The organism is Streptomyces sp. NPDC028314, from assembly GCF_055565795.1.
This window is the reverse complement of sequence record NZ_JBVHTP010000023.1, coordinates 51033-76754: the sequence shown is the minus strand read 5'-3', so window position 1 is coordinate 76754 and position 25722 is coordinate 51033. Positions and strand designations below refer to the sequence as shown.

28 protein-coding genes and 7 tRNA genes are annotated in these 25722 nt (G+C 73.7%); 16 read left to right on the top strand and 19 right to left on the bottom strand.

The window, feature by feature from the left end; all coding sequences use genetic code 11:
• Positions 1 to 56: 56 nt before the first annotated feature.
• Complete coding sequence (locus ACZ4TG_RS36355) at positions 57 to 617, bottom strand: HIT family protein (RefSeq protein ID WP_468172058.1); 561 nt, start codon at positions 615 to 617, stop codon at positions 57 to 59.
• Positions 618 to 684: 67 nt separating this feature from the next.
• On the opposite strand from ACZ4TG_RS36355, the gene ACZ4TG_RS36350 reads away from it, so the two are divergent.
• Positions 685 to 1374, top strand: a complete 690-nt coding sequence (locus ACZ4TG_RS36350) for a potassium channel family protein (protein WP_468172055.1) — start codon at positions 685 to 687, stop codon at positions 1372 to 1374.
• Between the two features lie 16 nt (positions 1375 to 1390).
• Here the strand turns inward: ACZ4TG_RS36350 and thrS are convergent, their stop codons facing one another.
• The gene (gene thrS, locus ACZ4TG_RS36345) at positions 1391 to 3367 is read right to left on the bottom strand and encodes a threonine--tRNA ligase (protein WP_468172052.1); all 1977 of its coding nucleotides are present in this window, start codon (positions 3365 to 3367) and stop codon (positions 1391 to 1393) included.
• 177 nt (positions 3368 to 3544) lie between these two features.
• Here thrS and ACZ4TG_RS36340 point away from each other — a divergent pair, with 177 nt between their 5' ends.
• The 4 genes from ACZ4TG_RS36340 to ACZ4TG_RS36325 all read left to right on the top strand — a co-directional run bounded on the left by ACZ4TG_RS36340 (position 3545) and on the right by ACZ4TG_RS36325 (position 6622).
• Positions 3545 to 4009 carry a GNAT family N-acetyltransferase gene (locus tag ACZ4TG_RS36340; RefSeq protein WP_468172049.1) on the top strand — a complete coding sequence of 155 codons (465 nt, stop codon included), beginning with the start codon at positions 3545 to 3547 and terminating at the stop codon, positions 4007 to 4009.
• A gap of 31 nt (positions 4010 to 4040) precedes the next feature.
• Positions 4041 to 4607, top strand: a complete 567-nt coding sequence (locus tag ACZ4TG_RS36335) for a TetR/AcrR family transcriptional regulator (protein WP_468172046.1) — start codon at positions 4041 to 4043, stop codon at positions 4605 to 4607.
• Positions 4608 to 4722: 115 nt separating this feature from the next.
• Complete coding sequence (locus ACZ4TG_RS36330) at positions 4723 to 5184, top strand: SRPBCC family protein (RefSeq protein ID WP_468172043.1); 462 nt, start codon at positions 4723 to 4725, stop codon at positions 5182 to 5184.
• Between the two features lie 79 nt (positions 5185 to 5263).
• Positions 5264 to 6622 carry a carotenoid oxygenase family protein gene (locus tag ACZ4TG_RS36325; protein ID WP_468172040.1) on the top strand — a complete coding sequence of 453 codons (1359 nt, stop codon included), beginning with the start codon at positions 5264 to 5266 and terminating at the stop codon, positions 6620 to 6622.
• On the opposite strand, the gene ACZ4TG_RS36320 is transcribed toward ACZ4TG_RS36325, so the two are convergent.
• Positions 6619 to 7836, bottom strand: coding sequence for a hypothetical protein (locus ACZ4TG_RS36320; protein ID WP_468172037.1), 1218 nt, complete (start codon positions 7834 to 7836; stop codon positions 6619 to 6621). The two genes, ACZ4TG_RS36325 and ACZ4TG_RS36320, sit on opposite strands and share 4 nt — an antisense overlap.
• A complete protein-coding gene (locus tag ACZ4TG_RS36315) occupies positions 7836 to 8426 on the bottom strand; it encodes a DUF4365 domain-containing protein (protein ID WP_468172034.1) in 591 nt (196 codons plus the stop codon). Before ACZ4TG_RS36315 ends, ACZ4TG_RS36320 begins: the two co-directional genes overlap by 1 nt.
• Positions 8427 to 8646: 220 nt before the next feature.
• Between ACZ4TG_RS36315 and ACZ4TG_RS36310 the strand changes: the two genes are divergently transcribed.
• Positions 8647 to 9372, top strand: a complete 726-nt coding sequence (locus ACZ4TG_RS36310; protein WP_468172031.1) for an exonuclease domain-containing protein — start codon at positions 8647 to 8649, stop codon at positions 9370 to 9372.
• A gap of 71 nt (positions 9373 to 9443) precedes the next feature.
• Here ACZ4TG_RS36310 and ACZ4TG_RS36305 read toward each other — a convergent pair.
• Together ACZ4TG_RS36305 and ACZ4TG_RS36300 are read right to left on the bottom strand one after the other, a co-directional pair.
• Positions 9444 to 9515 (bottom strand) — tRNA-Val (locus tag ACZ4TG_RS36305).
• 38 nt (positions 9516 to 9553) lie between these two features.
• A complete protein-coding gene (locus ACZ4TG_RS36300; protein ID WP_468172028.1) occupies positions 9554 to 10045 on the bottom strand; it encodes an SRPBCC family protein in 492 nt (163 codons plus the stop codon).
• A 120-nt stretch (positions 10046 to 10165) separates the two neighbouring features.
• Here ACZ4TG_RS36300 and ACZ4TG_RS36295 point away from each other — a divergent pair, with 120 nt between their 5' ends.
• Complete coding sequence (locus ACZ4TG_RS36295; RefSeq protein ID WP_468172025.1) at positions 10166 to 12505, top strand: SCO7613 C-terminal domain-containing membrane protein; 2340 nt, start codon at positions 10166 to 10168, stop codon at positions 12503 to 12505.
• Positions 12506 to 12553: 48 nt separating this feature from the next.
• Here ACZ4TG_RS36295 and ACZ4TG_RS36290 read toward each other — a convergent pair.
• Both ACZ4TG_RS36290 and ACZ4TG_RS36285 read right to left on the bottom strand, forming a co-directional pair.
• Positions 12554 to 12625 (bottom strand) — tRNA-Val (locus tag ACZ4TG_RS36290).
• A gap of 55 nt (positions 12626 to 12680) precedes the next feature.
• Positions 12681 to 13118 (bottom strand): TIGR02611 family protein, encoded by a 438-nt coding sequence (locus ACZ4TG_RS36285; RefSeq protein WP_468172022.1) that lies wholly within the window; start codon positions 13116 to 13118, stop codon positions 12681 to 12683.
• A gap of 177 nt (positions 13119 to 13295) precedes the next feature.
• Here ACZ4TG_RS36285 and ACZ4TG_RS36280 point away from each other — a divergent pair, with 177 nt between their 5' ends.
• Both ACZ4TG_RS36280 and ACZ4TG_RS36275 read left to right on the top strand, forming a co-directional pair.
• Positions 13296 to 13709, top strand: coding sequence for an SsgA family sporulation/cell division regulator (locus ACZ4TG_RS36280; RefSeq protein WP_030011909.1), 414 nt, complete (start codon positions 13296 to 13298; stop codon positions 13707 to 13709).
• A gap of 199 nt (positions 13710 to 13908) precedes the next feature.
• Positions 13909 to 14529: a CGNR zinc finger domain-containing protein gene (locus tag ACZ4TG_RS36275; RefSeq protein ID WP_468172019.1), complete on the top strand. Its 621-nt coding sequence runs from the start codon at positions 13909 to 13911 to the stop codon at positions 14527 to 14529.
• Here the strand turns inward: ACZ4TG_RS36275 and ACZ4TG_RS36270 are convergent.
• Both ACZ4TG_RS36270 and ACZ4TG_RS36265 read right to left on the bottom strand, forming a co-directional pair.
• Positions 14470 to 14649: a hypothetical protein gene (locus tag ACZ4TG_RS36270; RefSeq protein ID WP_468172017.1), complete on the bottom strand. Its 180-nt coding sequence runs from the start codon at positions 14647 to 14649 to the stop codon at positions 14470 to 14472. The genes ACZ4TG_RS36275 and ACZ4TG_RS36270 overlap by 60 nt on opposite strands.
• Positions 14650 to 14775: 126 nt before the next feature.
• Positions 14776 to 15228, bottom strand: coding sequence for a hypothetical protein (locus ACZ4TG_RS36265; protein WP_468172014.1), 453 nt, complete (start codon positions 15226 to 15228; stop codon positions 14776 to 14778).
• 196 nt (positions 15229 to 15424) lie between these two features.
• On the opposite strand from ACZ4TG_RS36265, the gene ACZ4TG_RS36260 reads away from it, so the two are divergent.
• Positions 15425 to 15964, top strand: a complete 540-nt coding sequence (locus ACZ4TG_RS36260) for a DsbA family protein (protein ID WP_468172011.1) — start codon at positions 15425 to 15427, stop codon at positions 15962 to 15964.
• A 17-nt stretch (positions 15965 to 15981) separates the two neighbouring features.
• Here ACZ4TG_RS36260 and ACZ4TG_RS36255 read toward each other — a convergent pair whose 3' ends face one another.
• From ACZ4TG_RS36255 to ACZ4TG_RS36245, 3 genes are all read right to left on the bottom strand, one after another.
• Positions 15982 to 16806, bottom strand: a complete 825-nt coding sequence (locus tag ACZ4TG_RS36255) for a GNAT family N-acetyltransferase (protein ID WP_468172008.1) — start codon at positions 16804 to 16806, stop codon at positions 15982 to 15984.
• Positions 16807 to 16872: 66 nt separating this feature from the next.
• Positions 16873 to 17691, bottom strand: a complete 819-nt coding sequence (locus tag ACZ4TG_RS36250) for an aminotransferase class IV (RefSeq protein WP_468172005.1) — start codon at positions 17689 to 17691, stop codon at positions 16873 to 16875.
• Complete coding sequence (locus ACZ4TG_RS36245; RefSeq protein WP_468172002.1) at positions 17688 to 18755, bottom strand: chorismate-binding protein; 1068 nt, start codon at positions 18753 to 18755, stop codon at positions 17688 to 17690. Before ACZ4TG_RS36245 ends, ACZ4TG_RS36250 begins: the two co-directional genes overlap by 4 nt.
• A 180-nt stretch (positions 18756 to 18935) precedes the next feature.
• On the opposite strand from ACZ4TG_RS36245, the gene ACZ4TG_RS36240 reads away from it, so the two are divergent.
• The 5 genes from ACZ4TG_RS36240 (at position 18936) to ACZ4TG_RS36220 (ending at position 19408) form a co-directional block, all read left to right on the top strand.
• A tRNA-Gly gene (locus tag ACZ4TG_RS36240) sits at positions 18936 to 19008 on the top strand.
• Between the two features lie 39 nt (positions 19009 to 19047).
• Positions 19048 to 19121: transfer RNA gene (locus tag ACZ4TG_RS36235), tRNA-Cys, on the top strand.
• Between the two features lies 1 nt (position 19122).
• Positions 19123 to 19194 (top strand) — tRNA-Val (locus ACZ4TG_RS36230).
• Positions 19195 to 19213: 19 nt separating this feature from the next.
• Positions 19214 to 19285 (top strand) — tRNA-Val (locus ACZ4TG_RS36225).
• A 48-nt stretch (positions 19286 to 19333) separates the two neighbouring features.
• A tRNA-Val gene (locus ACZ4TG_RS36220) sits at positions 19334 to 19408 on the top strand.
• 142 nt (positions 19409 to 19550) lie between these two features.
• On the opposite strand, the gene ACZ4TG_RS36215 is transcribed toward ACZ4TG_RS36220, so the two are convergent.
• The 4 genes from ACZ4TG_RS36215 to ACZ4TG_RS36200 form a co-directional block, all read right to left on the bottom strand.
• The gene (locus tag ACZ4TG_RS36215; RefSeq protein ID WP_468171999.1) at positions 19551 to 19865 is read right to left on the bottom strand and encodes a TFIIB-type zinc ribbon-containing protein; all 315 of its coding nucleotides are present in this window, start codon (positions 19863 to 19865) and stop codon (positions 19551 to 19553) included.
• A gap of 65 nt (positions 19866 to 19930) precedes the next feature.
• Positions 19931 to 20869, bottom strand: coding sequence for a phosphotransferase family protein (locus tag ACZ4TG_RS36210; RefSeq protein ID WP_468172224.1), 939 nt, complete (start codon positions 20867 to 20869; stop codon positions 19931 to 19933).
• Between the two features lie 2 nt (positions 20870 to 20871).
• Positions 20872 to 21237, bottom strand: a complete 366-nt coding sequence (locus ACZ4TG_RS36205; protein ID WP_468171996.1) for a hypothetical protein — start codon at positions 21235 to 21237, stop codon at positions 20872 to 20874.
• A 241-nt stretch (positions 21238 to 21478) separates the two neighbouring features.
• Positions 21479 to 21688, bottom strand: coding sequence for a hypothetical protein (locus tag ACZ4TG_RS36200; protein WP_388564509.1), 210 nt, complete (start codon positions 21686 to 21688; stop codon positions 21479 to 21481).
• Positions 21689 to 22217: 529 nt separating this feature from the next.
• Here ACZ4TG_RS36200 and ACZ4TG_RS36195 point away from each other — a divergent pair.
• Complete coding sequence (locus ACZ4TG_RS36195; protein WP_468172221.1) at positions 22218 to 23384, top strand: serine/threonine-protein kinase; 1167 nt, start codon at positions 22218 to 22220, stop codon at positions 23382 to 23384.
• On the opposite strand, the gene ACZ4TG_RS36190 is transcribed toward ACZ4TG_RS36195, so the two are convergent.
• Both ACZ4TG_RS36190 and cobA read right to left on the bottom strand, forming a co-directional pair.
• Positions 23381 to 24220: a TrmH family RNA methyltransferase gene (locus tag ACZ4TG_RS36190; protein WP_468171993.1), complete on the bottom strand. Its 840-nt coding sequence runs from the start codon at positions 24218 to 24220 to the stop codon at positions 23381 to 23383. The genes ACZ4TG_RS36195 and ACZ4TG_RS36190 overlap by 4 nt on opposite strands.
• A gap of 43 nt (positions 24221 to 24263) precedes the next feature.
• Positions 24264 to 25481: a uroporphyrinogen-III C-methyltransferase gene (cobA, locus tag ACZ4TG_RS36185; RefSeq protein WP_468171989.1), complete on the bottom strand. Its 1218-nt coding sequence runs from the start codon at positions 25479 to 25481 to the stop codon at positions 24264 to 24266.
• Positions 25482 to 25722 lie beyond the last annotated feature (241 nt).

Here is a 25722-nt window from a genome sequence, read left to right as displayed (position 1 = left end):
CGCGGCCCCGGACGCGGGCGGAGCCTGGACGGGCAGTCCCCGTCCAGGCGCCGTCCTCAGTCGACGGGCCAGGCGTCGGCGAGCATCTGCCGGGTGTCGGCGAGGAGTTGGGGCAGCACCTTGGTGTGGCCGACGACCGGCATGAAGTTCGTGTCCCCGCCCCAGCGGGGCACGATGTGCTGGTGCAGGTGCGCGGCGATGCCCGCCCCGGCGGCCGCGCCCTGGTTCATGCCGATGTTGAAGCCGTGCGCTCCGGACGCCTTGCGCAGGGCGAGCATGGCCCGCTTGGTGAGGTCCGCGAGCTCCGCTGTCTCGGGGCCGTCGAGCTCGGTGTAGTCGGCGACGTGCCGGTAGGGGACGACCATGAGGTGCCCGCCATTGTACGGGTACAGGTTCAGCACGGCGTAGACGTGCTTGCCGCGGGCCACGACCAGCCCGTCCTGGTCGGACATCTCCGGAATCCCGCAGAAGGGACAGCCGTCGCCGGCCTCCGGACCGGTCGGCTTGTTCTCCCCCTGGATGTAGGCCATCCGGTGGGGCGTCCACAGACGCTGGAACGCGTCCTGCGTACCCACACCGATCTGCTGCTCCGGCTCAATCGTCATGGGATGCAGCATATGACCTTGTCCCCGCGGGGCGTGTCGCCGGGGCGAGGACCGCTGTCCCCGCCGCGATGCTGGGCACATGCACCATGACGCCGAGACCCGTGACCAGGCCTGGGAGCGCCGGACCGAGCTCCCGCTCTTCTACGCCTCACTGGTCTTCATCGCGGGCTACGCGGTCCGCGTACTCGACCACCGGACGGACCCCGTCTGGCGGGATGCCGCCGCGCTGCTGGTCCTGGTGACCTGGCTCTGCTTCATCGTGGACTACGTGGTGCGGTTCTTCCTGAGCGGTTCGTCGCCGCTCGCCTTCGTCCGCCGGCACGGTCTGGACACCCTGGTGGTCGTCCTGCCGCTGCTGCGGCCGCTGCGCATGGTCAAGGTCCACGACGCGGTGCAGGACAGGAGGGACCGCCCGCGCCGCGGGCTGTACGAGCGGGTGATCACGTACGCCGGGCTCTCGGCGGTCCTGCTCGGCTTCTCCGGCGCGCTCGGCGTCTACCACCACGAGCACCGCGACCCGGCCTCGAAGATCCGCACCTTCGGGGACGCGGTGTGGTGGGTCTGCCAGACGCTGACGACGGTGGGCTACGGGGACATGACCCCGGTGACCCCCGTGGGGCGGCTGATCGCGATCGGGATGATGGTGTTCGGCATGGGGCTGCTGGGGGCGGTGACCGGCTCGTTCTCGGCCTGGCTGATCCAGATGTTCCGGCGGGAGGACGAGGAGGGGCCCCCGGGGAACGGAAGTTCCCCGGGGGCCCCTCGATGAGCTGCCGGCGGGCCGGTCAGACCTGGACGCGGTCCGCGACGACCTTGGCCAGCTTGGCCAGGGCCTCGTCCTTGGCGATGCCGTTCTCCTGCGAACCGTCGCGGTAGCGGAAGGAGACGGTGCCCGCGGCCATGTCCTCGTCACCGACGATGATCATGAACGGGACCTTGAGCTTCTGGTGGTTGCGGATCTTCTTCTGCATGCGGTCGGAGGAGGCGTCCACCTCGACCCGCAGGCCCTGCTTCTTCGCCGCGGCGGCGAACTCCTGCAGGTACTCCACGTGCCCGTCGCCGATCGGGATGCCGACGGCCTGGACCGGGGCCAGCCACGGCGGCATGGCACCCGCGTAGTGCTCCAGCAGTACGGCGAAGAACCGCTCGATGGATCCGAACAGCGCGCGGTGGATCATGACCGGGCGCTGGCGGGAGCCGTCGGGCGCGGTGTACTCCAGGTTGAACCGCTCCGGCAGGTTGAAGTCGAGCTGGACGGTCGACATCTGCCAGGTGCGGCCGATGGCGTCGCGCGCCTGCACCGAGATCTTCGGGCCGTAGAAGGCCGCGCCGCCCGGGTCGGGGGTCAGCGGGAGGCCCTGCTTCTCGGCGACCTGCTGGAGGACCGCGGTCGCCTCCTCCCAGACCTCGTCCGAGCCGACGAACTTCTCCGGGTCCTTGGTCGACAGCTCCAGGTAGAAGTCGGTCAGACCGTAGTCGCGGAGCAGGTTCAGCACGAAGGTGAGGGTGCGGTCGAGCTCGTCCGCCATCTGCTCACGGGTGCAGTAGATGTGCGCGTCGTCCTGGGTGAAGCCGCGGGCCCGGGTCAGGCCGTGGACGACACCGGACTTCTCGTACCGGTACACGGTGCCGAACTCGAACAGGCGCAGCGGCAGTTCGCGGTAGGAGCGGCCGCGCGCGTCGAAGATCAGGTTGTGCATCGGGCAGTTCATCGGCTTGAGGTAGTAGTCGGTACCACCGTCGAGCTGCATGGGGGGGTACATGCCCTCCGCGTACCAGTCCAGGTGGCCGCTCTTCTCGAAGAGGGCGCCCTTGGTGGCGTGCGGGGAGTAGACGAACTCGTAGCCCTCCTCCTCGTGCCGGCGGCGCGAGTAGTCCTCCATGGTCCGGCGGATGATGCCGCCGCGGGGGTGGAAGACGGCCAGGCCGGAGCCGATCTCGTCCGGGACGGAGAAGAGGTCCAGCTCATTGCCGAGCTTGCGGTGGTCGCGCTTCTCGGCCTCGGCGAGGAAGTCGAGGTGCGCCTTGAGCTCCTCCTTCGACGGCCACGCGGTGCCGTAGATGCGCTGGAGCATCGGGTTCTTCTCGCTGCCGCGCCAGTAGGCGGCCGCGTTGCGCATCAGCTTGAACGCCGGGATGTTGCGGGTGGTGGGCAGGTGGGGACCGCGGCAGAGGTCCTTCCAGCACAGCTCGCCGGTCTTGGCGTCGAGGTTGTCGTAGATGGTCAGCTCGCCGCCGCCCACCTCGACGTTCGCACCGTCGTCGGTCGAGGCCGCACCCTTGATGCCGATGAGCTCCAGCTTGTAAGGCTCGTCGGCGAGCTCCTCGCGGGCCGCCTCGTCGGAGACCACGCGGCGGGCGAACTTCTGCCCGCGCTTCTGGATCTCCTGCATCTTCTTCTCGACGGCCTTGAGGTCCTCGGGGGTGAAGGGCCGGGCGACGTCGAAGTCGTAGTAGAAGCCGTCGCGGACCGGCGGGCCGATGCCCAGCTTGGCCTCGGGGAAGAGCTCCTGCACGGCCTGCGCCATGACGTGCGCGGTCGAGTGGCGCAGGATGTTCAGGCCGTCCTCGGAGGAGATCTCCACCGGCTCGACGGTCTCGCCGTCCTTCACCTCGTACGAGAGGTCCTTCAGCTCACCTGCGATGCGCGCGGCGACGATGGTGCGCTCGCCGGCGAAGAGCTCCGCCGCCGTAGTGCCCGTGGCCACCACGCGCTCGTCCCGCTCGGAATCGCGTTGGATGATCACACGGACGTCTGACACCGGTCTCTCCTGACTCAGGGGGTGCGCGAGCGAACACTGCGCGCCTGAATCGTACCGAGCGCGGGGGCCGCGCTGCTAAACGGTTAACCGCGGGCTCCGGCCCGGCCTCCCACACCGGGCCCGGCCGGGTCCGCGGGTAGCGTGGGCGTTCGCGCCCCGCGACCCGGAGGGACCCGTATGACGAGCACGTCGATCCGCGTGCTGGACCTGGACCTGGCCGACACGGCCACCGCCGTCGCCGTCCACCGGATCGGCCGGGCCGCGTACGCGGTGGAGGCGGAGCTGATCGGCTTCGACGGCATCCCGGCCCTGCGCGAGAGCCTCGCGCAGATGCGGGAGCGGCCGCTGCACTGGATCGGGGCCGTCTGCGAGGACGGCGCGGTGGCCGGCTTCCTGGCCTGGGAGGACGCCGAGGACGGCGGGGTGTGCGTCGACCGGCTCTGTGTGGACCCGGCGTGGTTCCGCCGGGGCGTCGCCTCCCTGCTGTTCCGCCACCTGCCGGGCGGGCGCGCCGTGACGGTCACCACCGGCGCGGCGAACGCACCCGCCGTGGCGCTGTACGGGCGCCTCGGCCTCGTACGGGGCGAGGACTTCGAACCGGTCCCGGGGCTGCGGATGGCCTGCTTCTCCCGGAGGCATTGACACGGAAAAGTGTGAGTGGTTTATTACTCACATGAACACGGAACGACGACGACAGCTCTCCTCCGCGGAGGAACGCCGGGACACGGTGCTGCACACGGCCATCGGGGCCTTCGCCTCGCGCGGCTACTTCGGCACCACCACCACCGAGGTGGCCAAGGCCGCCGGCATCTCGCAGTCGTACGTCTACCGGCTCTTCCCCAACAAGGAGGCGCTGTTCACCGCCGTGGTCGAGCACTGCTTCACCCGCGTGCGGAGCAGCCTGGAGGAGGGGGCGGCGAACGCCGGCGGCAGCGCACCGGAAGCCGTCCTGGACGCCATGGGGGACGCGTACGCCCGCCTGATCGCGGACAAGGACCTGCTGCTCGTCCTCACCCACGCACAGGCGGCGGCGGTGTCCGAGGCCGCGGTCCGGGACACCGTCCGGGCGGGGTACGCCCGCCTGGTGGAATACGTGCGCGGCGCCTCGGGCGGCAGCGAGGCCGAGGTGCAGCAGTTCTTCGCGATCGGCATGCTCTGCCACCTGCTGGTGTCGATGGACACGCAGGACGTGGACGCACCGTGGACCCGCACCCTCTCGGCGGGGGTCCGGCACTACTGAGAAACAGCCGCGAAGGGCGGGCCCGGTCCCGCCCTTCCTTTGGCACCAAAGAGTGAGTGGTCAACCACACACACTCACGCACCACTCCCACCCGACGATCGAAGGAGCACCCACCATGAACGCCCACCCGCACACCGGCGCCCGCACCGTCGACGAGAACGCCCCCGTCATCGTCCGGCTGGAGACCACCGTCGCGGCCCCGCTCGCCACGGTGTGGGCACTGCACACCGACATCGCCGCATGGTCCGACTGGCACACCGGCGTCGAGCGGGTCGAGTTCGCCGGCCCCCTCGCCCCGGGTACCGCCTTCCGCTGGCTGACCCACGGCCTGGACATCACCTCGACGGTCCTGGAGGTGGTGCCCGGCGAGCGGATCGTGTGGGGCGGCCCCGCCCACGGGATCGACGGGGTCCACGTCTGGACGTTCCGCGAGAGCGCCGGGCTGGTCACGGTCCACACCGAGGAGTCCTGGGCGGGCGCCCCCGTCGAGGCCCGGCCCGCCGAGCTGGAGGCGGCCCTGCGCCAGTCGCTGGCGGAGTGGCTCGGGCTCCTGAAGTCCACCGCCGAAGCCCGCTGACCACCGCCCCTTCCTCCTGCTCCTGCTCCTGCTCCTGCTCCTGCTCCTGCTCCTGCTGCCGAAACCGAGGGCCGACACCATGAACAAGCCGTACCTGACGGGTCACTACACCCCCGTGGCCGACGAGATCACCGCGACCGGCCTGACGGTCGAGGGCACCCTCCCGCCCGAGCTGACCGGCCGGCTGATCCGCAACAGCCACAACCCCAAGCCGGGCATCACCCCCACCCACTGGTTCAAGGGCAGCGGCATGGTCCACGGCATCCGCCTGCGCGACGGCCGCGCCGAGTGGTACCGCAACCGGTGGGTCCACACCCCCGCCCTCGACGGCGCCCCGTACATGACCGAGCACGGCCCCGACCTGACGGCGAGCACCGCCGGCACCCACGTGATCGAGCACGCGGGCCGGCTGCTCGCCCTCAGCGAGGCCGCCCTGCCCTTCGAACTGACCGCCGACCTGGAGACCGTGGGCGCCTACGACTTCGGCGGCAAGCTCACCTCGGCGATGACCGCGCACCCCAAGGAGGACCCCAGGACCGGTGAGCTCCACTTCTTCGCCTCCTCGCCCTTCCCGCCGTTCCTGATCCACCACGTGGCCTCGGCCGACGGCCGGGTCCTCGACAGCCAGGAGGTCCCGGGCGCCGGCCCGGCCCTGAAGCACGACTTCGTGCTGACCGAGCACTACGTGGTCTTCCTGGAGGGTTCGGTCACCTTCGACCCCGCCGAGCACTCCGGCATCCCCTACCGCTGGAGCGACGCCCAGGCCTCCCGCATCGGGGTGATGCCGCGCGGTACGGGCGGCGCGGCCGCCATCCGCTGGTTCGAGACCGCCCCGGGCTACGGAATGCACTTCGCCAACGCCTACGAGGACCCGCGCGGCCGGATCGTCGTGGAGGGCCCGAGCGTGGGCCGCGAGGGCTGGCAGCGTTCGTGGAACTGGTGGGTCGGCGCCCCCGACCGCGGCGCCGAGCCCAACTCCGGCTCGCGCGGCCGCCGCTGGACCGTCGACCTGGCCGCCGGGAAGGTCACCGAGGAGCAGACCGACGACCTCACCGTGGAGTTCCCCACCATCAACGAGGACTACCTCGGCCGCGAACACCGCTACCAGTACGCCCTGTCCTTCCCGGACGACCTCGGCGTCGGCAACCACACCCTGGTCAAGTACGACCGCACCACCGGCGGGCGCCAGCTGCTGCCCTTCGGCACCGGCCGGCTGCCCAGCGAGGCCGTCTTCGTACCCGCCGCCGGCGCCGGCCCCTCCGACGAGGACGCGGGCTACCTGCTGACCGTCGTCAGCGACCTGAACGCCGACGCCTCGCAGCTCCTCGTGCTGGACGCGACCGACCTCACCGCGGCGCCGGTCGCGACCGTGCACCTGCCGCGCCGGGTGCCGGCCATGATCCACGGCTCCTGGATACCGGACGCCGACCTGGGCTAGTCGTCGGAGGGGAGCACCTCCGACGGGTCGAAGGCCTCGTCGAGGGACTTCATCAGCCGGTCCCGCTCGACCTCGTCGAGCGGGACCGGCGTCACGTCCGCCGCGTCCGTCAGCCTGCGGAAGCCGCCCCGGCGCTGGAGCCGGCCGCTGACCCGGACCGGCAGGCCCACCAGGTGCGCGTGGCCCGCCACGCGGTACGACTCCTCGTCCAGGGCGGCCCGTACGTACGGCACGTCCGCCCCCGACAGCACCCGCAGCCGGACCGTCCCCCCGCCCCCCGCCGCCGAGCGCCGCATCCGGACCACCGCCCCGGCCAGCCGGACCGGGACCGCCGGCTCGTCCCGGGTGTAGCGGGCCGCCGCCTCCCGGAGCACGGGGAGGTCGCCCGGGGAGAACTCCACCGGTTCCGGCCGGGCCGCGCACCCCGCCGGGACCCCGGCCGCCGGCGCCCAGGCCAGCGCGATCCGGGCCCCCTCGGAGCCCCGTACGAGCGCGATCAGCGCATCGGCGAGCTCCCGGCTGACCCCGGCCTCCACCGCCGCGTCGAAGGCCTCCATGCCGCCGGTGGCCCGCCGGTAGTCCACCGCCTCGCGGGCCGCGTGCAGCGCGTGGTGCAACCGGGCCATGGTGCCCCGCCCGCCGTCCACCGGGACGTACGCGGCCAGGCGCCGCCCGCCCGGCGAGGGCCCCACCAGCACCCCGTCCAGGGTCCGTTCGGCCTGCCTGCGGTGGCGGGCGCCGTAGTACCCGGCGCGGGCCCGGGCCGCGAGGGCCCCGGCCAGCAGCAGCTGCCGGGCGGCCGAGCGCAGCTGCTCCTGCACGGGCCAGGCCTCCGCGCCCCGGGGTGCGTACGCCCCCTCGGGGAACTCCCGCTCCCAGCGGATCTCGTCGCTCGGCACGCTCAGCCCGAACAGCACCTCCCGCGCCGACGGCAGCCCGCTGCGCGACAGCGCGGTCAGCGCCTCGTCCAGCAGGTCCGCGCAGTCGGGGAAGGCCCGGCTCTCGGGGACCAGCAGGCTGGTGCCGAGGTGCCCGGGCGGCGTCCACCGCCCGTACCGTCCGACGGGCCCGCCGCGCCGCAGCCAGCCGTGCCGGTGCAGCAGCGCGCCGAGCACGGCGGGGTCGACCGTCGCGGGATCGGGCGCGCCCGCGTCCGGGTACCCCGTGAGGTCCGGGGACGACAGCGGCTCCAGGTGCGGTGAGTGCCAGTTCATCAGGGTGTCCCTCCCGACCCGACCCGGGTCATGATCTCGCACAGCGCCCGGTCGTCGAAGATCCGCGTGGTCGGGATCCGTACGGTGGTCCGGCGCCGGCCGGTCACGGGCTGTCCGGCGAGGTTGGTCCAGTAGCAGCAGTGCCGCAGGTCGAGCCGGTCGTGCCCGGCGCTCAGCCACTGCTCGCGCTCCCTCGGTACGAGCATCACCACGAGGATCTTGTGCACGGCGACCGGTGTGCGGGCCAGCTTCACGAGGTGCTCGTTGTCGAGGGTGAAGCCGAAGGTGGCTCCGGCCGGCCGCGGCGGTATCTGGTAGGTCGCCTTCAACTGCACCTTGATGGTGACCTCGTCGTCGACGACGTGCTCGGGCGCACCGTGGCTGACGTGCCAGTCGATGCCGTTGTCCGGGAAGGGCTGGGAGAGCGAGCAGCCGGCCGCGGCCGCGACGGCGTGCAGGTATCCCACCTGGAGGGTCTCCATGCAGGCGGTGGTGGCGAGTGCGCCGCGCAGCGGTCCGGCCCCGGCGCCCGGCCGCGGACCGATCTGCCCCAGCGGCACCCCGCCCTGTTCGGGCTGTGCGAGCGCCATGGCCGGCTCCCCATGCCTTCCGGGCCCTGCCGAGTGAGGTGTCGGGGTGACGGCCGCTCATGTGTGCGGTCCCCCAGGGAAGTTGTCTCCGCAGCAGAGGAGTCGCAAACGGCGTACGGGGCAAACAGCCCGGGTATCACCGACTCGGGCAAGGGTGGCACGTTCCGAGGCGGCGGCGCCCGGATGCGCCCATCTGCCGACCGGGGACGAGGAGTTCGCCATGACACGCTGGTACGAGGGCCCGCTGGCCGCATTCGACACGGAGACGACCGGGGTGGACGTCGAGCAGGACCGGATCGTGTCCGCCGCGCTCGTCGTGCAGGAGTGCGCGGGCGGCCGCGTCCGCTCCACCCGCTGGCTCGTCAATCCCGGCATTCCGGTGCCCCCGGGCGCCACGGAAGTGCACGGGCTGACGGACGAGCACCTCCAGCGCCACGGCCGCTGGCCGGCGCCGGTGGTGGAGGAGATAGCCCGTGCGCTGGCCGAGCAGCAGGTGGCCGGCAGGCCGGTGGTGGTGATGAACGCGCCGTTCGATCTGACCCTGCTGGACCGGGAGTTGCGCCGGCACCGGGCGTCCTCGCTGGCCCGGTACCTGGACAACCGGCCGCTGACGGTGCTGGATCCGCGGGTGCTGGACAAGCACCTGGACCGCTACCGCAAGGGCCGCCGGACCCTGACGGACCTGTGCGCGCACTACGGGATAGAGCTGGAGGGCGCGCACGACGCGTCGGCGGACGCGATGGCCTCGCTCGAGGTCGTACGGGCCGTCGGGCGCCGGTTCGCCGGCCGGCTGGAGCGGCTGACGCCCGCGGAACTGCACACGCTCCAGGCGGTGTGGCACGCGGCGCAGGCGCGCGGCCTCCAGGCGTGGTTCGCGCGCCAGGGCACCCCGGAAGCGGTGGATCCGCACTGGCCGCTGCGCCCGGAGCTGGGGGCGGCGGCGTAGGCCGCGCCCTGACCGGCGGCCCCGGAACATGCGGAAGGCCGGTCCGTCTGAGACGGACCGGCCTCTCCCGGTGGGCGATACTGGGATCGAACCAGTGACCCCTTCGGTGTGAACGAAGTGCTCTCCCGCTGAGCTAATCGCCCGGGAACGGACTGAACAATACAAGAGCCTCGGGGTCTGTTCAAACCGCTTCCCCGCCGGCCGCCAGCCAGGCCGCGAGACCGCGCCGTCCCGCCCGCATCATGAGGGCGTGGTTGAGGCGGAACACCGGGCGTCCGGGCACCGCGAGCCGGCGCAGCAGCGCCTTGCGCACCTCGACCTCCTGCTCGTACAGCGCCCGCGCCCGGGTGCCGCCCGCGGCGCGCCCGCGCGCCCGTACGGTCCACCGCGCCCAGCCCTCCATGTCCCCGCGCAGCGCCACCTCCAGTACGCCGCGGGCGGGATCGCGCAGCAGTTCGGTGGCGGTGACGTGGAGGCCGTACGGGAGGACGGAGCGGATGAGGGCGGCGCCGGTGCGCTCGTCGACGGGCTCGACCCGGCGGACCTGGGGCCACCAGCGCGGGTACGCGCCGGCCTCCTCCAGGGCGGAGTAGACGAGGGCGGGCGGGGCGTCGAGATCCCACACGCTGCGGAAGCGGTAGCGGCTCCAACGGTCCCAGCGGCTGCGGTCCATGCCCTCAGTCTGGACCGGACGCGCTCCCCGTACGCCGTGTTTCGCGCACTCCGTGTACTCAGGCGGATCTGAGTACGTACGCCCATGTCCTGATGGCGTGACGGGCGCCACACTCCGCTTATGAACATGCCCCTGTCGCCGGCCGAGGAGCTGGCGCTCATCGACGGCGAACTGGCCCGACTCGACGCCCGGCGGCTGTACCTGACGGCCCGCCGGGACTGGCTGCTGCGGCTGCCCCAGCTCCGGTGGCCGTCGGCTCCGCCGCCCGTGCCGCCCTTGTCGTCCCCGTCTCGCACCGCGAAGGACGCCTCGGCGCCGAGCGCGCAGAACGTGCTGCTGACCCTGGGCGCGGTGCTGCTGGCGGTGGCCGCGCTCGCGTTCACGCTCGTCAGCTGGGGCTCCCTGGGGATCGCGGGCCGCTCCGCGGTGCTCGCGGCGGTGACGGCGGCGGCCCTGGCCGCGCCCGCGCCGCTGCTGCGCCGCGGGCTGCGGTCCACCGCCGAGTCGGTCGGGGCGGTGGGGCTGCTGCTGACGGTGCTGGACGCGTACGCCCTGCACGCCGTGGGGATGCCCGCGAGCGACACCACCGCCTACGCGGCGGGGGCCGCCGCGGTGCTGGCCGCGCTCTGGGCCGGGTACGGACGGCTGCTGCCGGGCCTGCGCCTGCCCCTGCCGGCCGCGGTGCTGGCGGCCCAGCTTCCGCTCCCGCTGGCCGCGGTGGCCTCGGCCGGGGGTCCGCTGGAGCTCGGCTGGGCCATGCTGGCGACCGCAGCGCTGGACGTGGCCCTGGCGGTGCTGGTGGCCCGGGCCCGGGCGGCGTGGGTGCCGGGGGCCGTGCTGGGCGCGGCCGCCCTGCTGACCGGCCTCGCGCAGGCGGTGGCCGACCCGGGGGCGGTGGCTCCGGCGCTGCTGCTGGCGGCGGGGGCCGGGCTCGGGGTGGCGGTGGCCTGGCGGGTGCCGGGGGCAACGGCCGCGGCGGTCGTCGGCGGCCTGGCCGCGGTGGCGGCGGCCGGCTCGGTGGCGGCGCCCGGGCTGGAGCCGGGCTGGGCGGTGGTGGTGCACCTGCTGGTCGCGCTGGCGCTGCTGGGCGCGGTACGGGTACCCGCGCTGCCGGGGCCGGTGCGGCGCGGCCTGGCCCGCGCCGGGGCGGGGGTGGCCGTCCTGGCCGCGGTCTGGGGCCTGGCCTCGGTGGTGCCGGTGCTGCTGGGGCGGCTGCGGGTGCTCGGCGAGGTGTGGGCGGCGACGAGCCCGCTGCCGTACCGGGGCGGGCCGGGCGGGGCGGCCGCGGTGGCGCTGCTCCTGACGGCCGGGGCCTGCTGGTGGCTGGTCCGGGTGCTGCCGGCCCGCCCCGAGCCGGGGGCGCTCGCGGTGGTGCTGGGCTGGGCCGGGCTGTTCACGGCCCCGCTGCTGCTCGGGTTCCCCGCGGGGCCCGCGTTCGCGGTGCAGCTGGCGGTGACCGGCGCGGCGGGGGCGCTCGCGCTGCGGCCCGGGGAGGCCGGCCCCGCTGCCGGGATCGCGGCGGCCGGGTGCGCGCTGCTCGGGGCCGGGAACGTGTCCGTGGGCGCCCTGGACGGCCGCTCGGCCACCTTCCTGGTGTTCGGGGCCTTGGCCGCGGCCGGGGCGGCGGGAGCGGCGTACCGGCCCGCGCCGGGGTGGGCCCGGGGCGGGGCCGCGGTGCTCGCGGTCGGGTACGCGACGGCTCTGGCGGTGGCCGGGAGCGCGCTGACCGACCTGGCGGTGGCCTGGTGGGCGCTGCCGGTGCTGGCGGTCCCGGCGGCGGTGGCCGTGCTCGGGCCCCGGCTGGGCGCGGTACGGGTCCCGGCCGAGGCCGCTTCGGCCGGGTCCGGGCTGCTCGCCCTGGCCCTGGCCGCGCTGGACCGGCCGGTGTTCGCGCTGGTGCTGGCCCTGGCGGCGGTGATCTGTGCGGGCTCGGCGGTGCGGGCGGACCGGCGCGCCCTGGGCTGGGCGGCGGGGGCGCTGTTCGTGGCGGCGGCCTGGGTCCGGCTGAGCGCGTCCGGGGTGACCTGGCCCGAGGCGTACTCGCTGCCGGTGACGGTCCCGGCGCTGGCGGTGGGCTTCGTACGCCGCCGCAGGGATCCGGCGGCCTCGTCCTGGCCGGCGTACGGCCCGGGGCTGGCGGCGACCCTGCTGCCCAGCCTGGTCGCCGCCTGGGGCGACCCGCACTGGCTGCGGCCGCTGCTGCTGGGGCTGGCCGCCCTGGCGCTGACCCTGGCGGGCGCGCACCGCCGGCTGCAGGCCCCGCTGCTGCTGGGGGGCTCGACCCTGGCGGCGGTGGCCCTGCACGAGCTGGCGCCGTACGTGGTCCAGGTGGTCGGGGCGCTGCCGAGGTGGCTGCCGCCGGCCCTGGCGGGCCTGCTGCTGCTGGCGGTGGGGGCGACGTACGAGCGGCGGCTGCGTGACGCCCGCCGCCTGCGGGAGGCGCTCGGCCGGCTCCGCTGAACGCCAGAGGCCCGGAGACTGTGAAAGTCTCCGGGCCTCTGGTCCGGGTGGGCGATACTGGGTTCGAACCAGTGACCCCTTCGGTGTGAACGAAGTGCTCTCCCACTGAGCTAATCGCCCGGACGCACCGCAAACATTACCGCATGTCAGCGGTGCTCCACGACCATCGGGCCGGTCACTGGTCCTTCAGGTTCCACGGCAGTGTGAGGCCGTACTTCCACAGGTAGAAACCGATCAGCGCGCCCGCGACGGCCAGGCCGATGCTGGTCAGGATGATGTTGCGGCGGCGCACCTTCGGGTCGAGGGCCTTCTGCGCGGCCTCGCTCACCTTGCGCTTGGTCCACCGCAGGACGAGGTGGGCCCAGGCGAACTCGGTGGCCCAGATCGCCAGGCCGGCGAAGATCGCCACCCAGCCCGGGCCGGGCAGGACGAGCATGGCGACGCCGGCGCCGATGACGGCCAGGCCGACGATGAAGACACCGACCTGCCAGCTCACGTGCAGGCTTCGGTTGGCCTTGATGAAGGCGGGCGCCTTCGAGACGTGCGGCGCCTCTTCGGCGGCCGGATCGCTGGTGGCGGACTCATTGGTCCCGCGGTCACTCCCCGTATTCATGAGAGCGAATCTACCGGAGCCGGAAGCACACGTGAACGACGCTTTGGATCCGCCGTCCGAGGGACCCAGAGGTCCGCAAAACGGTCAGAGGGGTTTACAACGGCACCGTAGGTGGCATGTCGATTTCGCCGACGTGCGAATCCCCGAGCGCACACTGAGCGAAAGGCCCTGGCGCTTATGAACACCACGGTCAGCTGCGAGCTGCACCTGCGCCTCGTTGTGTCGAGCGAGTCCTCACTGCCTGTTCCCGCGGGCCTGCGGTATGACACGGCCGATCCCTACGCCGTGCACGCCACCTTCCACACCGGCGCCGAGGAGACGGTCGAATGGGTATTCGCCCGCGACCTCCTCGCGGAGGGCCTCCACCGGCCCACCGGTACCGGCGACGTCCGCGTCTGGCCGTCCCGCAGCCACGGCCAGGGCGTCGTCTGCATCGCCCTGAGCTCACCGGAGGGAGAAGCGCTGCTCGAAGCACCAGCCCGAGCACTCGAGTCGTTCCTCAAGCGGACGGACGCCGCGGTCCCACCCGGGACCGAACACCGGCACTTCGACCTCGACAAGGAGCTCTCCCACATCCTGGCCGAAAGCTGAGCCAGGCCTACACCGGCGCGACACCGTCCGACTCGGGGCGACGGTGCGCGTCGGACAACCACATAGCGAAGTGCCGGCGCTGCTCTCTCGGAAGCCAACCGCGAGGGCGGCGCCGGTGCGCCTTGCGGAGGACCCGCTAGAGTCGGCCCCCAGCGGCGGCAGGCCCGTCGTCGCAGGCCCGGCCCCCAAGGGAGACCTCATGCAGATCCCCCACGACACCCGCCGCGCGCTCGACGTCGTCGTCGCGCTGGTGAACACCGCGGCCGAGCCCGGCCGGCCGGACGGGCTGTCGGACGTCGGCGCACTGCGCGGATTCGTCCGCGAGTACGCGATCAGCGACGTCGGCGACCTCGGCGCCCGCGACCTGTCAGGCGTACGGGCGGTGCGCGGGAAGTTCGCCCAGGTGTTCGCGGCCCCGAACTCCCGCGCGGCGGCCACGCTGGTGAACGAGCTGGTGGCCACGGCGGGCACCACCCCCCAGCTGACCAACCACGACGGCTACGACTGGCACGTGCACTACTTCGCACCGGGCGCCTCGGTGGGCGACCACCTGGCCGCGGACGGCGGCATGGCGCTGGCCTTCATCGTGGTCTCGGGCGAGCAGGAACGGCTGCGCCGCTGCGAGGCCCCGGACTGCCGGCGCGCCTTCGTGGACCTGTCCCGCAACCGTTCGCGGCGCTACTGCGACAGCCGGACCTGCGGAAACCGCCTGCACGTGGCGGCGTACCGGGCACGCCGCAAGGAGGCGGACGCGCACGGCTCAGAGCAGGAAGAGGTCGTGCACGGCGGCGAGCAGCAGCAGGGTTCCGATCACCCCTAGGAAGATCATCAGGGGCGGCTGGGAGAGCGCGAAGAGGCAGCCGCGCCCACTCTCGGCGACGGGGTCCTCGGCGACGGGGGCGGGAGCCGGCGGCGGCTCACCCTGCGATGTGTCGAGCATGTCGGGGCGATGATCGCGCAGCGCGACCCGAATCACCCCTCAACACGCCAGTGGACACGCGGGAGTTCGTCAGTTCCCGTCACGTTCGCACAGCGCCGCTGACGCCGCCGCGCAGGGGCTCGCCGCTCAGATGCCGTGCTTCTTGAGGATGGCCTCGATGTCGGAGAAGTCGTCGGCCGGGGCGGCCGGGGCCTGCCGCGCCGTGGGCCGGGGCGCTGAGCCCGCACCGAGGGAAGGGGCGGAGGCGGTCGGCGCGACGGCCTCCGGCGCCGGGCGGCCCCTGGCCGCCTTGGGCTCCTTCGGCGGCTTGACGGCCTTGGCCTGCCCGCGGCGCTCGACGGCCCGGGTGGTCATCAAGAGCAGCCAGGCCAAGCCCAGCGCTGCGAAGCCGATCCAGACGGACGGTTTGAAGACGATCCCGGACACCCACTCCACGACGCCCGTCAGCACCAGGCCGACCGGCACCAGCGCGTAGGCGGCGATCCGCGTCGCGGCGAGGAAGCGCTTGCGGTAGGCGGTCACCGCGGCGATGCCCAGGCCCGCGGCGGACACCGCGGAACATATGGTCTCGGCGAGCATGCTGTCCTCCAGGGCAGAGCTGTCTGTCGGGCTTGGGCGATCTGTCCCTATCCATCCTGCACCGGCCACCGCCGCGGGGGCCACGCCCCGGGCGGGTCCGGCACCGATCTCCGGGAGATCTCGGGGTCGCGCCTCCTCCCCAGGTCCCGCCGGGTGGGGTGCGCGGGGGCGCGGGCACTGCTGGGAGACTGTGCGCATGACCGATTCCCACTCCCCCGACTCCGCCCCCGCACCCGCCGCCTCCGCCGCCTCCGTCGTGCTGGAGGTCTGGTGCGAGCTCCAGTGCCCGGACTGCCACCGCGCCCTGGACGACGTACGCGCCCTGCGGGCCCGGTACGGCGCCCGGCTGGACATCGTGCTGCGCCACTTCCCGCTGGAGAAGCACAAGCACTCCTTCGCCGCGGCGCAGGCCGCCGAGGAGGCCGTGGAGCAGGGGCAGGGCTGGCCGTACGCGGAAGCCGTGCTGGCCCGCACCGCGGAGCTGGCCGAGCGCGGCGAGCCGGTACTGCTGGAGGTGGCCCGCGAACTCGGCCTGGACGCAGAGGAGTTCGACACCGCCCTGATCGACGGGCGGCACATCCTGATCGTCGACGCCGACCAGGCCGAGGGCAAGGCCATCGGCGTGACCGGCACCCCGACGTACGTGATCGGCGGCGAGCGCCTCGACGGCGGCAAGAGCCAGGACGGCCTGCGCGCCCGCATCGAGGAGATCGCCGACCGCCTGCTGGCGGGCTGAACCCGCCGCACGACCCGCTACAGCAGGTCCTTGGCGTAGTTGAAGCCGGTCGGGCGGTAGCCGAGGGACTCGTACAGCCGCAGGGCCGGGGTGTTGCCGGTGAAGACGTGGAGCCCCAGGAACCGGTGGCCGTCGGCGAGCGCCACGCGCTCGGCGAGCAGCATCAGGTCCCGGCCGTACCCCCGGCCGCGGCGCGCCTCGGCGACTTCGACGTCGAAGACGTACGCGCCCCCGTCCAGCGGCGCCACCCACAGGGTGCCGGCGGGGGCGCCGTCGGCCTCCAGGACGCTGAGCGAGACCCCCGGGGTGGCCGGCCCCTGCGGCAGCTTGGCGTCGTGGTCGGCCGCCGACTTCGCCGCGGCGGCCTGGGGCGTCATACCGCGGCCGACCCAGCTCTCGGCGTAGGTGGCGCGGGCCCGCGCCACCCAGACCTCGTACTCGGCCTCCGTCATGGGACGGCCCCGTACGCCTTCGCGCAGCGCGGGCGGCTCGGCGGGGAGGTCCTTGGCCATGTTGCGGCTGTACTCGGCGTACCCGAGGGCCTCGGCCATCCGGCGGCCGCCGGCCGAGCCGGCCGGTACGCAGACCCGCACCCGGCGGCACCCCCAGCCGCGCAGCACCTCCTCGGCGGCGAGCGCGGCGACGGTGGCCCGGCCGCGACGGCGGTCCGGCGGGTCGATGACCAGATCGCGGATCTCGCCGACCGTCGGCCCGAAGGGACTGCCCGTGCCGATCAGCAGGGCGCCGACGCGCCTGCTGTTGACGCGGACCTCGTACGGGCGCGAGCGCGCGCCCCCGTCGCTCTGCTGAAGCGGCCCGCTCGGCCGCAGGGTGGTGGTCATCCTTCGAGTTCTACCCGCAGGGCGCCCCGGGCGACAGGGGATATACCCGCTCGCGCGCCGCGGGTACTACGGGTCGACCTCCGAGGCGGCCCGTTCGTCGAAGATCCGCATCGCGCGGGCGGTGACCGGGCCCGGAGCGGCGAGGGTGCGCGCGTCGATGCGGTGGACGGCCTGTACGTCGCGCAGGGAGGAGGTCAGGAAGATCTCCTCGGCGCGCTCCAGGGCCTCGAACGGGAGGTCGGTCTCCCTGGCTCCGGTCCACTCGACGGTCAGGGCCCGGGTGATGCCGGCGAGGCAGCCGGAGGCGACGGGCGGGGTGTGCAGTTCCCCGTCGAGGACGACGAAGACGTTGGAGCCGGTGCCCTCGCAGAGCCGCCCGACGGTGTTGCCGAAGAGGGCCTCGGTGGCCCCCGCCCGGTTCGCGTGCGCCAGCGCGACCACGTTCTCGGCGTACGAGGTGGTCTTCAGGCCGGTCAGCGGGGAGCGCTCGTTGCGCACCCAGGGGACGGTGACCACGGCCGTGGAGTCGGGGCGGCGGACCGTGGGGCCGACGGCGACGGCGAGGGTGGGCCGCGCCGAGCCGCGGTCGGAGCCGAGCGGGGACACACCGCCGGTGTAGGTGATCCGGAGCCTGCCGAGCGGCATCGGATTCGCCTCGAGAACGGCGGCGCAGGCCCGGCGCACCTCGTCGTGGTCGGGGTCGGGCAGAGCGAGGCCGCGCGCCGAGCGGGTCAGCCGCTCCAGGTGGCGGGTGAGGGCGAAGGGCTTTCCGTCCCGGGTCTTGAGCGTCTCGAACACGCCGTCGCCCACGGTCATCCCGTGGTCCAGTACGGACACCGTCGCGTCCTGCGCGTCCCGCAGCCTGCCGCCGAGCCAGATCTTCACCGTACGGTCCCCGCGCTCAGCCCGTGCGCCTCGGGCGTCCCGGAGGCGACTCCGAGCAGCCGGGCGGCCTTCAGTTCGGTCTCCGCCCACTCGCGGTCCGGGTCGGACCCCCAGGTGATCCCGGCGCCGGTGCCGAAGCACAGGCGGGGGCCGCCGGGGGCCGTGCGGTCGATCCAGAAGGTGCGGATGCCGACGGCCAGCTCGGCGGTGCCCCGGTCGGCGTCGACCCAGCCGATGCCTCCGCAGTAGGGGCCGCGCGGGACGGTCTCCAGGGCCTCGATGATCCGCAGGGCGGATGATTTCGGAGCCCCGGTGACGGAGCCGGGCGGGAAGGTCGCACCGAGCAGTTCCGGCCAGCCGGCGCCCTCGGCCAGCTCGCCGCTGACGGTGGAGACGAGGTGGACCAGGCCCGGGTGCTCCTCGACGGCGCACAGCTCGGGGACGGCGACCGATCCGGTGGCGCAGACGCGGCCGAGGTCGTTGCGTACGAGGTCCACGATCATCACGTTCTCGGCGTGGTCCTTGGGGAGCAGGTCCTCCACGGTACGGCCGGTGCCCTTGATGGGGCCGGACTCCACGTGGCTGCCGTTGCGGCGCAGGTACAGCTCGGGGGAGGCGGTGGCGATCTCGACGCCGTGGGCCGGCAGCCGAATCGTTCCTGCGTAGGGCGCCGGGTTGCCGCGCGCGAGCAGCGCGGTGAGGGCGTCCACGTCGGCCGCGGCCGGGTCGGACAGCGGCGCGGACAGCACGCGGCAGAGGTTGGCCTGGTAGACCTCGCCGGCGGCGATGTGCTCGCGTATGCGGCGCACCGCGGCCACGTAGGCGGCCCGGTCGAGCGAGGAGACCCACTGGTCGGCGGCTGGACCGCGCCAGCCACCGGGGACGGGCGCGGGAACGGGGTCGGGGCGTATGTCGCCGAAGCGCGCGCAGACCAGGCGTCCCTCGAAGTCCGCGACCACGGCCCAGAAGCCGCTGGAGTCGAGGGCGGAGGGATCGCTGGTGACATCGCGGAGATCGGTCGCGAGGCGGCCGCCGAAGCGGGCCATGGGGAGCAGGTCGTGCACGGCTGCGAGTCTATGACCGGTGGCGAGATCTCGCCGGTGAGGTGACGGCCGGGTGACCGGTGGTGATCGACCGGCAGCACGCTGCGGAAACGCGTTTTTGAGCTGGCCCGGGAATCCGCTAGAGTTCAACACGTCGCCAGGGAGCGAAGGGGAAAAACCCCGGAGCAGACACGGTGACCTGCGGACGTAGCTCAGTTGGTAGAGCACCACCTTGCCAAGGTGGATGTCGCGAGTTCGAGTCTCGTCGTCCGCTCGAAGTGGGGGATCTTCCCGAGAACCCCTGCAGCTCCATGGTGGAGTGGCCGAGAGGCGAGGCAACGGCCTGCAAAGCCGTCTACACGGGTTCAAATCCCGTCTCCACCTCCAAGGACGATTAGCTCAGCGGGAGAGCGCTTCCCTGACACGGAAGAGGTCACTGGTTCAATCCCAGTATCGTCCACTGGTCCGCAAGGGCCCCCGCGCGATTAGCTCAGCGGGAGAGCGCTTCCCTGACACGGAAGAGGTCACTGGTTCAATCCCAGTATCGCGCACGCAGTACCACGCACCACCTGCTTGACCTGCGGCTCAACAGCCGTCCCGCGCGATTAGCTCAGCGGGAGAGCGCTTCCCTGACACGGAAGAGGTCACTGGTTCAATCCCAGTATCGCGCACCATCAGCAAGCCCCGGCCGTCTCCACGGCCGGGGCTTCTGCGTTGTCCGGGACATGGCGGCCGGGGACATGGCGGCCGGGGACGTGGCGGCCGGGCGGGACCCACGGGCCCCGCCTCGGCGCGTCGCCGTGTCAGGTCGCCGTGTCAGGAGGAGAACAACATCCGCCCGAAGCCACCGCGGTGGTGCTTGCCGTGGCCGTGGCCGTAGCCGCCGTGCTGCGGGGCACCCCAGGCGGGCGCGGGGGCGGGGGCGCCGTGCTGGGCCGGGTACGGGGCCGGCGGCGCGGCGGGCGGCGGGGCCTGGCCGTACTGCTGGGAGGTGTACTGGGACTCCAGGCGGGTCAGCGCCTCCAGCTCGCCGTAGTCGAGGAAGATGCCGCGGCAGCCGCTGCACTGCTCGATCTGGACACCGTTGCGGTTGTAGGTGTGCATCATCGCGTGACACTTCGGACACTGCATGACCGGATCAACTCCTCGCCGTCTGCGTCGACACCGGATGCATGCCCGGTGGCGTGGAGCTCACCCTACGACGGAGCCTGCGGCTCCAACTCGGGCGGGAGGGCGGATATTCGGGCACAGGCGTCCACCATCAGCCGCTCCACCTCGTCGAGGCCGCGCCGCTCCCGTACGGCCTTGGCCAGGGCGAGCGCCGCGGTCTGTACGGTCAGGGCCCGGGCGGCGACGTCGAGTTCCGGCCAGGGGTCGCTACGGGGCGGGCCGGCGGCAGGCCCGCCGGCGACCCGGTAGGCGTCGAGGAACCGCAGCCAGACCTCGGGGTCGAGGACCCCGGCGGCGTACCAGGCGGCGGGGCGGGCCAGGTCCCAGGCGGGGGCGCCGAGGCCCAGGTCGTCGACGTCGATGAGCCGCCAGGGCCCGTCCGGTGCGGGGTACCGGACCAGCTGTCCTAGGTGCAGGTCACCGTGGCACAGCGCCGCAGCGCCGCCGGGGGCCGACGCCTCCCCCCGCGCCCACCCGGGCAGCGTGCGCGCGGCGGCCCACACCGTCCGGGCATCGGGAGCCGCCGCGGGGAGGGCCGCCGCCAGGCGGCGCAGGGCGCGGGCCACCTTGGCCGGGCCGCGCATCGGGGGGACCGGCCCCGGGAGCCGGTGGGCCGGGATCCGGTGGAGGGCGGCCAGCAGCCGGGCGGCCGCCTCCCAGGGGGCGTCCTCGGGGCGCTCCGGGTCGACCGGGGCGCCGTAGGGCCACAGCGAGACCGGCCGCCCGCGGACCTGGCCGGCCTCCGTGGCCAGCGGAGCCAGCAGCACCCCCGCCAGTGCCGGGTCCCCCGCGATCCGCAGCCGGACGGCGAGGCCGCCGTGGTCGCTGTCCTCGGCGTGCGCCTTGACCACGGCCCCGCCGCACCGCACGACGGTCCCGTCGTCCCGGTCGGCGAGGAGGACGTACGGACCCGGCGGCGCGGCGGGCCGTACGGCGGCGGCGTACTCCGCGAGGGAGGCGGGCAGGCTCACCGGCCGCCGGACCCGCTCGCATCACCGGACCCGCTCGCGTCATCGGGCCGGCTCGGGCCGTCGCTCCAGCGGAACCAGGCCGCTTCCCCGTCGATGTGCAGCAGGAACTGGGCCACGGGTCCCGCGGGCGAGACGAGGGTCAGGGTCCGGGCGATGGGGTCGTACGCCGCGTCGAAGCGCTCGTCGTAGATCTCCGCGGCCATCACCTCCTGGACTGCGTCGAACCAGGGCCGCACCTCGGCGAAGGCCGGTTCGGCGGCGAAGCGGCCGTGCAGCCAGGGGAAGTCGGTGCCCTCGACGGCGATCGTGCCGAGCAGGGTGTCCTGGCGCATCAGGCGCCAGCCGGCGTCGTCCTGGGTCATCGTGGCTCGCTCCGGTGTGCTCCTGGCCGCCGCTGGGCGCGGCCGCGTCTCAGGAGGAGATTACGGAACCGGGCCCGTCCCCGGCGCCGCGGGGGAAATTGAAAAGGGTGCTGCCCGTCCGACTCCCCAGTCGTACGGGCAGCACCCTTCACCTGCCGTCCGTCCGCCGCTCCCCCGTCCCCACGGGGTTCGACAGGGTGATGTCCCGGCCCGGGCCGCTCTCCCGGGCCTGGAGCGCCGCTCAGCGCCCCAGCATCGCGCCCACGGACGACGCCTGTGCCGCCACCTGTTCGAATCCTCCGAAGAGGAAGAGCAGGAGGGCGGCCAGAGGGAGGACCATGGCCGCGGCCACCAGCGGGTGCCGCGTACCGGACTCATGGCCGTTGAACGCGAATGCCTTGCGTCCCTGCCGTGCGATGTCCGCCATGGTCCTCTCCCTGTCGTCTGGCAGCGGCGGGCTCGTGACCTCGGGGGACGAGTGCGCCACCCGCCGCTTGTCTTCAACACTAGGCGGCTGGAAGGCGCCTGGCCTCATGCCTTCGTACCCATTGCCAGGCCTCCAGGAGGATGAGGGCCCCACCCCGCGCCTACTCCCCTGGGTGGAGACCGCTCCCCCGCTGTGGGGGTCTTCCCGGAGGGGATGACCGGAGGGTAGTGACTTCGCTCACTTCCGTCACTCCCCGCACACGCGTGTCCTCCTTCGGGGTGCGGCCGGGCCCGGTGGCCGCCCGTCGGCGGACCGGCCCGGGTGCGCCCGCCGGATGGAGCCCGTGCGGGGTCAATCGCCTTTCCCGCAGGGCCGTTTGGGGGGCGCCTCCCGCGCAGGACGAAGGGTCGCAGATCCACCTGAACAACCCTCAAGTGGCCTGCCCCGCACTGACAATCGAATCTCCCGGCGAGGGCGCGGCCTCTGAGCGCACATGGCGGATGGTCCGTAAGCTGTGGCACGTCAACAGGGACGACCGGGCAGCGGGGTGGACATGGCGATGATGCGGCTCCGGCGCGAGGACCCGCGTGTCGTCGGCTCGTTCAGGCTGCACCGGCGGCTCGGCGCCGGCGGCATGGGCGTGGTCTACCTGGGTTCCGACCGGCGGGGGCAGCGTGTCGCGCTCAAGGTGATCCGGCCCGATCTCGCCGAGGACCAGGAGTTCCGCTCCCGGTTCGCCCGCGAGGTGTCCGCCGCCCGGCGGATCCGCGGCGGGTGCACGGCGCGGCTGGTGGCCGCCGACCTGGAGGCCGAGCGGCCCTGGTTCGCGACCCAGTACGTCCCCGGGCCGTCCCTGCACGACAAGGTGGCCGAGGAAGGCCCGCTCACCGCCGCGCAGATCGCCGCGATCGGCGCCGCGTTGTCGGAGGGGCTGGTCGCCGTGCACGAGGCCGGGGTCGTCCACCGCGATCTCAAGCCCTCGAACATTCTTCTCTCCCCCAAGGGCCCCCGGATCATCGACTTCGGGATCGCCTGGGCCACCGGCGCGAGCACCCTCACCCACGTCGGCACGGCCGTCGGCTCGCCCGGCTTCCTCGCGCCCGAACAGGTGCGCGGCGCCGCCGTCACCCCGGCGACCGACGTGTTCGCCCTCGGCGCCACCCTCGCCTACGCCGCGACCGCCGACTCGCCCTTCGGGCACGGCAGTTCCGAGGTCATGCTGTACCGCGTGGTGCACGAGGAGCCGCACCTCGTCGGGGTCCCGGACGCGCTCGCGCCCCTCGTACGGGCCTGCCTGGCCAAGGACCCCGAGGAGCGGCCGACCACGCTCCAGCTGTCGATGCGGCTCAAGGAGATCGCTGCCCGCGAGGCGCAGGGGCTGGGCGAGACCCGGCCGCCCGCGCAGCGCGCCCGGACCGAGCGCCCGACGGGGCGGCTGGCCGAGGAGTACGCCGAACAGCGCACGGAGCGACGTACCGGAGGCGGCAGCGCGACTCCCCGGGCGAAGGGCTCCCAGAGCGGATCGCACTCCCGGCCCTCGTCCCCCCGCAACCCGGGCTCCACGGCCGGCCGTACGGGCGGCCGCCAGGCGCCCCGCACGACGGGGACGGGGCGGCGGCCCGCGCGGCCGGACCCGAAGCTGATGCGGCAGCGGCTGATCGTGTTCATCGTGGTGACGCTGATCGTGGCGCTGGGCATCGCCGCCGCGCAGAAGCTCTAGGTCTGCTGGGGCGCCGGTACCCGGGGCGGGCGGGTCGCGTAGAAGGCGACCGCCGAGGCCGCTGCCACGTTGAGCGAGTCGATGCCCTCCGCCATGGGGATCCGTACCCACTCGTCGGCGGCCCGCAGGGCGTACGTGGAGAGCCCGTGCCCCTCCGACCCGAGCATGATCGCGGAGCGTTCGAACCGCTCCGGCGGCACCTGGTCCAGTGGCGTGGCCTTCGCGCTCGGAGTCATCGCCAGGATCCGGTAGCCGGCCTCGCGGACCTTCTCCAGGTCGGCGGGCCACTGGTCGAGGCGCGCGTACGGGACGGAGAAGACCGAGCCCATCGACACCTTGATGGCCCGTCGGTACAGGGGGTCCGCGCAGTCCGGGGAGAGCAGTATCGCGCTGATCCCCAGAGCGGCGGCGCTGCGGAACGCGGCGCCCAGGTTGGCGTGGTCGACGAAGCCCTCGAACACGCCGATCCGCCGGCCCGTCGACTCCTGCGCCAGCAGGTCCTCGGCCGCCGGGAGGGGCTTGCGCTGCATCGAGGCGAGGGCGCCGCGGTGCACGTGGTAGCCGGTGACGCGTTCGGCGAGCTCGGGCGTGACGGCGTAGACCGGGGCCGGGAGCTCGTCGATGACATCGCGCATGACGTCGACCCACTTGGCGGAGAGCAGCATCGAGCGCATCTCGTACCCGGCGTCCTTGGCCCGTCTGATGACCTTCTCGCCCTCGGCGATGAAGAGGCCTTCGGCGGGCTCGCGCCGGCGCCGGAGTTCTACGTCGGTCAGGCCCGTGTAGTCGCGCAGGCGCGGGTCGTCGGGGTCTTCGACGGTGATGAGATCAGCCACAGGGTGATACTGCCTTGTCCTGGGTGTGGTGCCAACGGCCCGGTCAGGCGCTGGGGGTGTGGACCGCGACGACCGCGCCGATGACGATGACCGCCGGCGGACGGACCTCCTCGGCGCGCACGGTCTCCCCGACCGTGGCGAGGGTGGCGTCGACGCGGCGCTGGGTGGCGGTGGTGCCCTCCTGGATGACCGCGACCGGGGTGTCGGAGGGACGGCCGTGACGGACCAGGGCCTCCGCGATCAGGCCGATCTTGTCGACGCCCATCAGGATCACCAGGGTGCCGGTGAGCTTGGCGAGGGAGGCCCAGTCCACGAGGGAGCGCGGGTCGTCGGGGCCGACGTGGCCGCTGACCACGGTGAACTCGTGTGCCACGCCGCGGTGGGTGACGGGGATTCCGGCAGCGCCGGGCACCGAGATGGAACTGGAGATGCCGGGGACGACGGTGCAGGGGATCCCCTCGGCGGCGAGGGCCTGGAGCTCCTCCATGCCGCGGCCGAAGACGTACGGGTCCCCGCCCTTGAGCCGGACCACGGCCTTGCCGGCCTTGGCGTGCTCGATCAGGGCGTTGTTGATGGCCTCCTGGGCCATGAAACGGCCGTACGGGATCTTCGCGGCGTCGATGACCTCGACGTGCGGCGGCAGCTCGTCGAGCAGGTCGCGGGGGCCGAGCCGGTCGGCGATGACCACGTCCGCCTCGGCGAGCAGACGGCGGCCGCGGACCGTGATCAGGTCGGGGTCGCCGGGGCCGCCGCCCACGAGGGCCACGCCGGGCGTGCCCTTGTGGCGGTGGGCGGGGGCGGTGAGGGTGCCGTCGCGCAGGCCCTCCACGACGGCGTCGCGGACGGCGGCGGAGCGGCGCGGGTCGTTGCCGGTCAGCACGGCGACGGTGACGCCCTCGACGCGGCCGGTGGCCGGGGTCCAGGCGGTGGCGGCGTCGGCGTCGTCGGCGCGCACGCACCAGACGCGCTTCGCCTCGGCCTCGGCGGAGGCGGCGTCGTTCGCGGCCCGGTCGCGGGTTGCGATCAGGGCGTACCAGGCGTCGGCGAGGTCGCCGTCCTGGTAGCGGCGGCGCTCCCAGCGGATCTCGCCGGTCTCGGCCATGGCGTCCACGGAGGGGGTCGCGGAGGGGGAGATCAGCAGGACGTCGGCGCCGGCCGCGATGAGTGCGGGCAGGCGCCGCTGGGCGACCTGGCCGCCGCCGATGACGACGACGCGCCGGCCGGCCAGGCGGAGTCCTACGGGGTAGGCGGGGTGTGCCATGGCGGTGCGGCTCCTGATGCGGCTGGGCAGTGGCGGGGGTGCGGGCCGCTGCGGCGCTGGAGCGGCTGGTGGGGCGGGGTGCGGTGTGCCCGGGTCCACGATACGACCCGGTGGGGTGGGGTTGCCCTCAGGGGGGCCGATGCCCTGGCCGGGCGGTTGACGGGGTTCGGGGTGTCCCCGTGCCCCCGGGCCTGTTTGCAGCTCGGCCGTTGCCCTGGCCGGGCGGGTGGCGGGGTTCGGG

Bases quoted from the DNA above. Each gene is read 5' to 3' on its own strand.
- ACZ4TG_RS36355 (WP_468172058.1), bottom strand. From the start codon at position 617: ATGCTGCATCCCATGACGATTGAGCCGGAGCAGCAGATCGGTGTGGGT.
- ACZ4TG_RS36350 (WP_468172055.1), top strand. From the start codon at position 685: ATGCACCATGACGCCGAGACCCGTGACCAGGCCTGGGAGCGCCGGACC.
- ACZ4TG_RS36340 (WP_468172049.1), top strand. From the start codon at position 3,545: ATGACGAGCACGTCGATCCGCGTGCTGGACCTGGACCTGGCCGACACG.
- ACZ4TG_RS36335 (WP_468172046.1), top strand. From the start codon at position 4,041: ATGAACACGGAACGACGACGACAGCTCTCCTCCGCGGAGGAACGCCGG.
- ACZ4TG_RS36330 (WP_468172043.1), top strand. From the start codon at position 4,723: ATGAACGCCCACCCGCACACCGGCGCCCGCACCGTCGACGAGAACGCC.
- ACZ4TG_RS36325 (WP_468172040.1), top strand. From the start codon at position 5,264: ATGAACAAGCCGTACCTGACGGGTCACTACACCCCCGTGGCCGACGAG.
- ACZ4TG_RS36320 (WP_468172037.1), bottom strand. From the start codon at position 7,836: ATGAACTGGCACTCACCGCACCTGGAGCCGCTGTCGTCCCCGGACCTC.
- ACZ4TG_RS36315 (WP_468172034.1), bottom strand. From the start codon at position 8,426: ATGGCGCTCGCACAGCCCGAACAGGGCGGGGTGCCGCTGGGGCAGATC.
- ACZ4TG_RS36310 (WP_468172031.1), top strand. From the start codon at position 8,647: ATGACACGCTGGTACGAGGGCCCGCTGGCCGCATTCGACACGGAGACG.
- ACZ4TG_RS36300 (WP_468172028.1), bottom strand. From the start codon at position 10,045: ATGGACCGCAGCCGCTGGGACCGTTGGAGCCGCTACCGCTTCCGCAGC.
- ACZ4TG_RS36295 (WP_468172025.1), top strand. From the start codon at position 10,166: ATGAACATGCCCCTGTCGCCGGCCGAGGAGCTGGCGCTCATCGACGGC.
- ACZ4TG_RS36285 (WP_468172022.1), bottom strand. From the start codon at position 13,118: ATGAATACGGGGAGTGACCGCGGGACCAATGAGTCCGCCACCAGCGAT.
- ACZ4TG_RS36280 (WP_030011909.1), top strand. From the start codon at position 13,296: ATGAACACCACGGTCAGCTGCGAGCTGCACCTGCGCCTCGTTGTGTCG.
- ACZ4TG_RS36275 (WP_468172019.1), top strand. From the start codon at position 13,909: ATGCAGATCCCCCACGACACCCGCCGCGCGCTCGACGTCGTCGTCGCG.
- ACZ4TG_RS36270 (WP_468172017.1), bottom strand. From the start codon at position 14,649: ATGCTCGACACATCGCAGGGTGAGCCGCCGCCGGCTCCCGCCCCCGTC.
- ACZ4TG_RS36265 (WP_468172014.1), bottom strand. From the start codon at position 15,228: ATGCTCGCCGAGACCATATGTTCCGCGGTGTCCGCCGCGGGCCTGGGC.
- ACZ4TG_RS36260 (WP_468172011.1), top strand. From the start codon at position 15,425: ATGACCGATTCCCACTCCCCCGACTCCGCCCCCGCACCCGCCGCCTCC.
- ACZ4TG_RS36255 (WP_468172008.1), bottom strand. From the start codon at position 16,806: ATGACCACCACCCTGCGGCCGAGCGGGCCGCTTCAGCAGAGCGACGGG.
- ACZ4TG_RS36215 (WP_468171999.1), bottom strand. From the start codon at position 19,865: ATGCAGTGTCCGAAGTGTCACGCGATGATGCACACCTACAACCGCAAC.
- ACZ4TG_RS36205 (WP_468171996.1), bottom strand. From the start codon at position 21,237: ATGACCCAGGACGACGCCGGCTGGCGCCTGATGCGCCAGGACACCCTG.
- ACZ4TG_RS36195 (WP_468172221.1), top strand. From the start codon at position 22,218: ATGGCGATGATGCGGCTCCGGCGCGAGGACCCGCGTGTCGTCGGCTCG.
- cobA (WP_468171989.1), bottom strand. From the start codon at position 25,481: ATGGCACACCCCGCCTACCCCGTAGGACTCCGCCTGGCCGGCCGGCGC.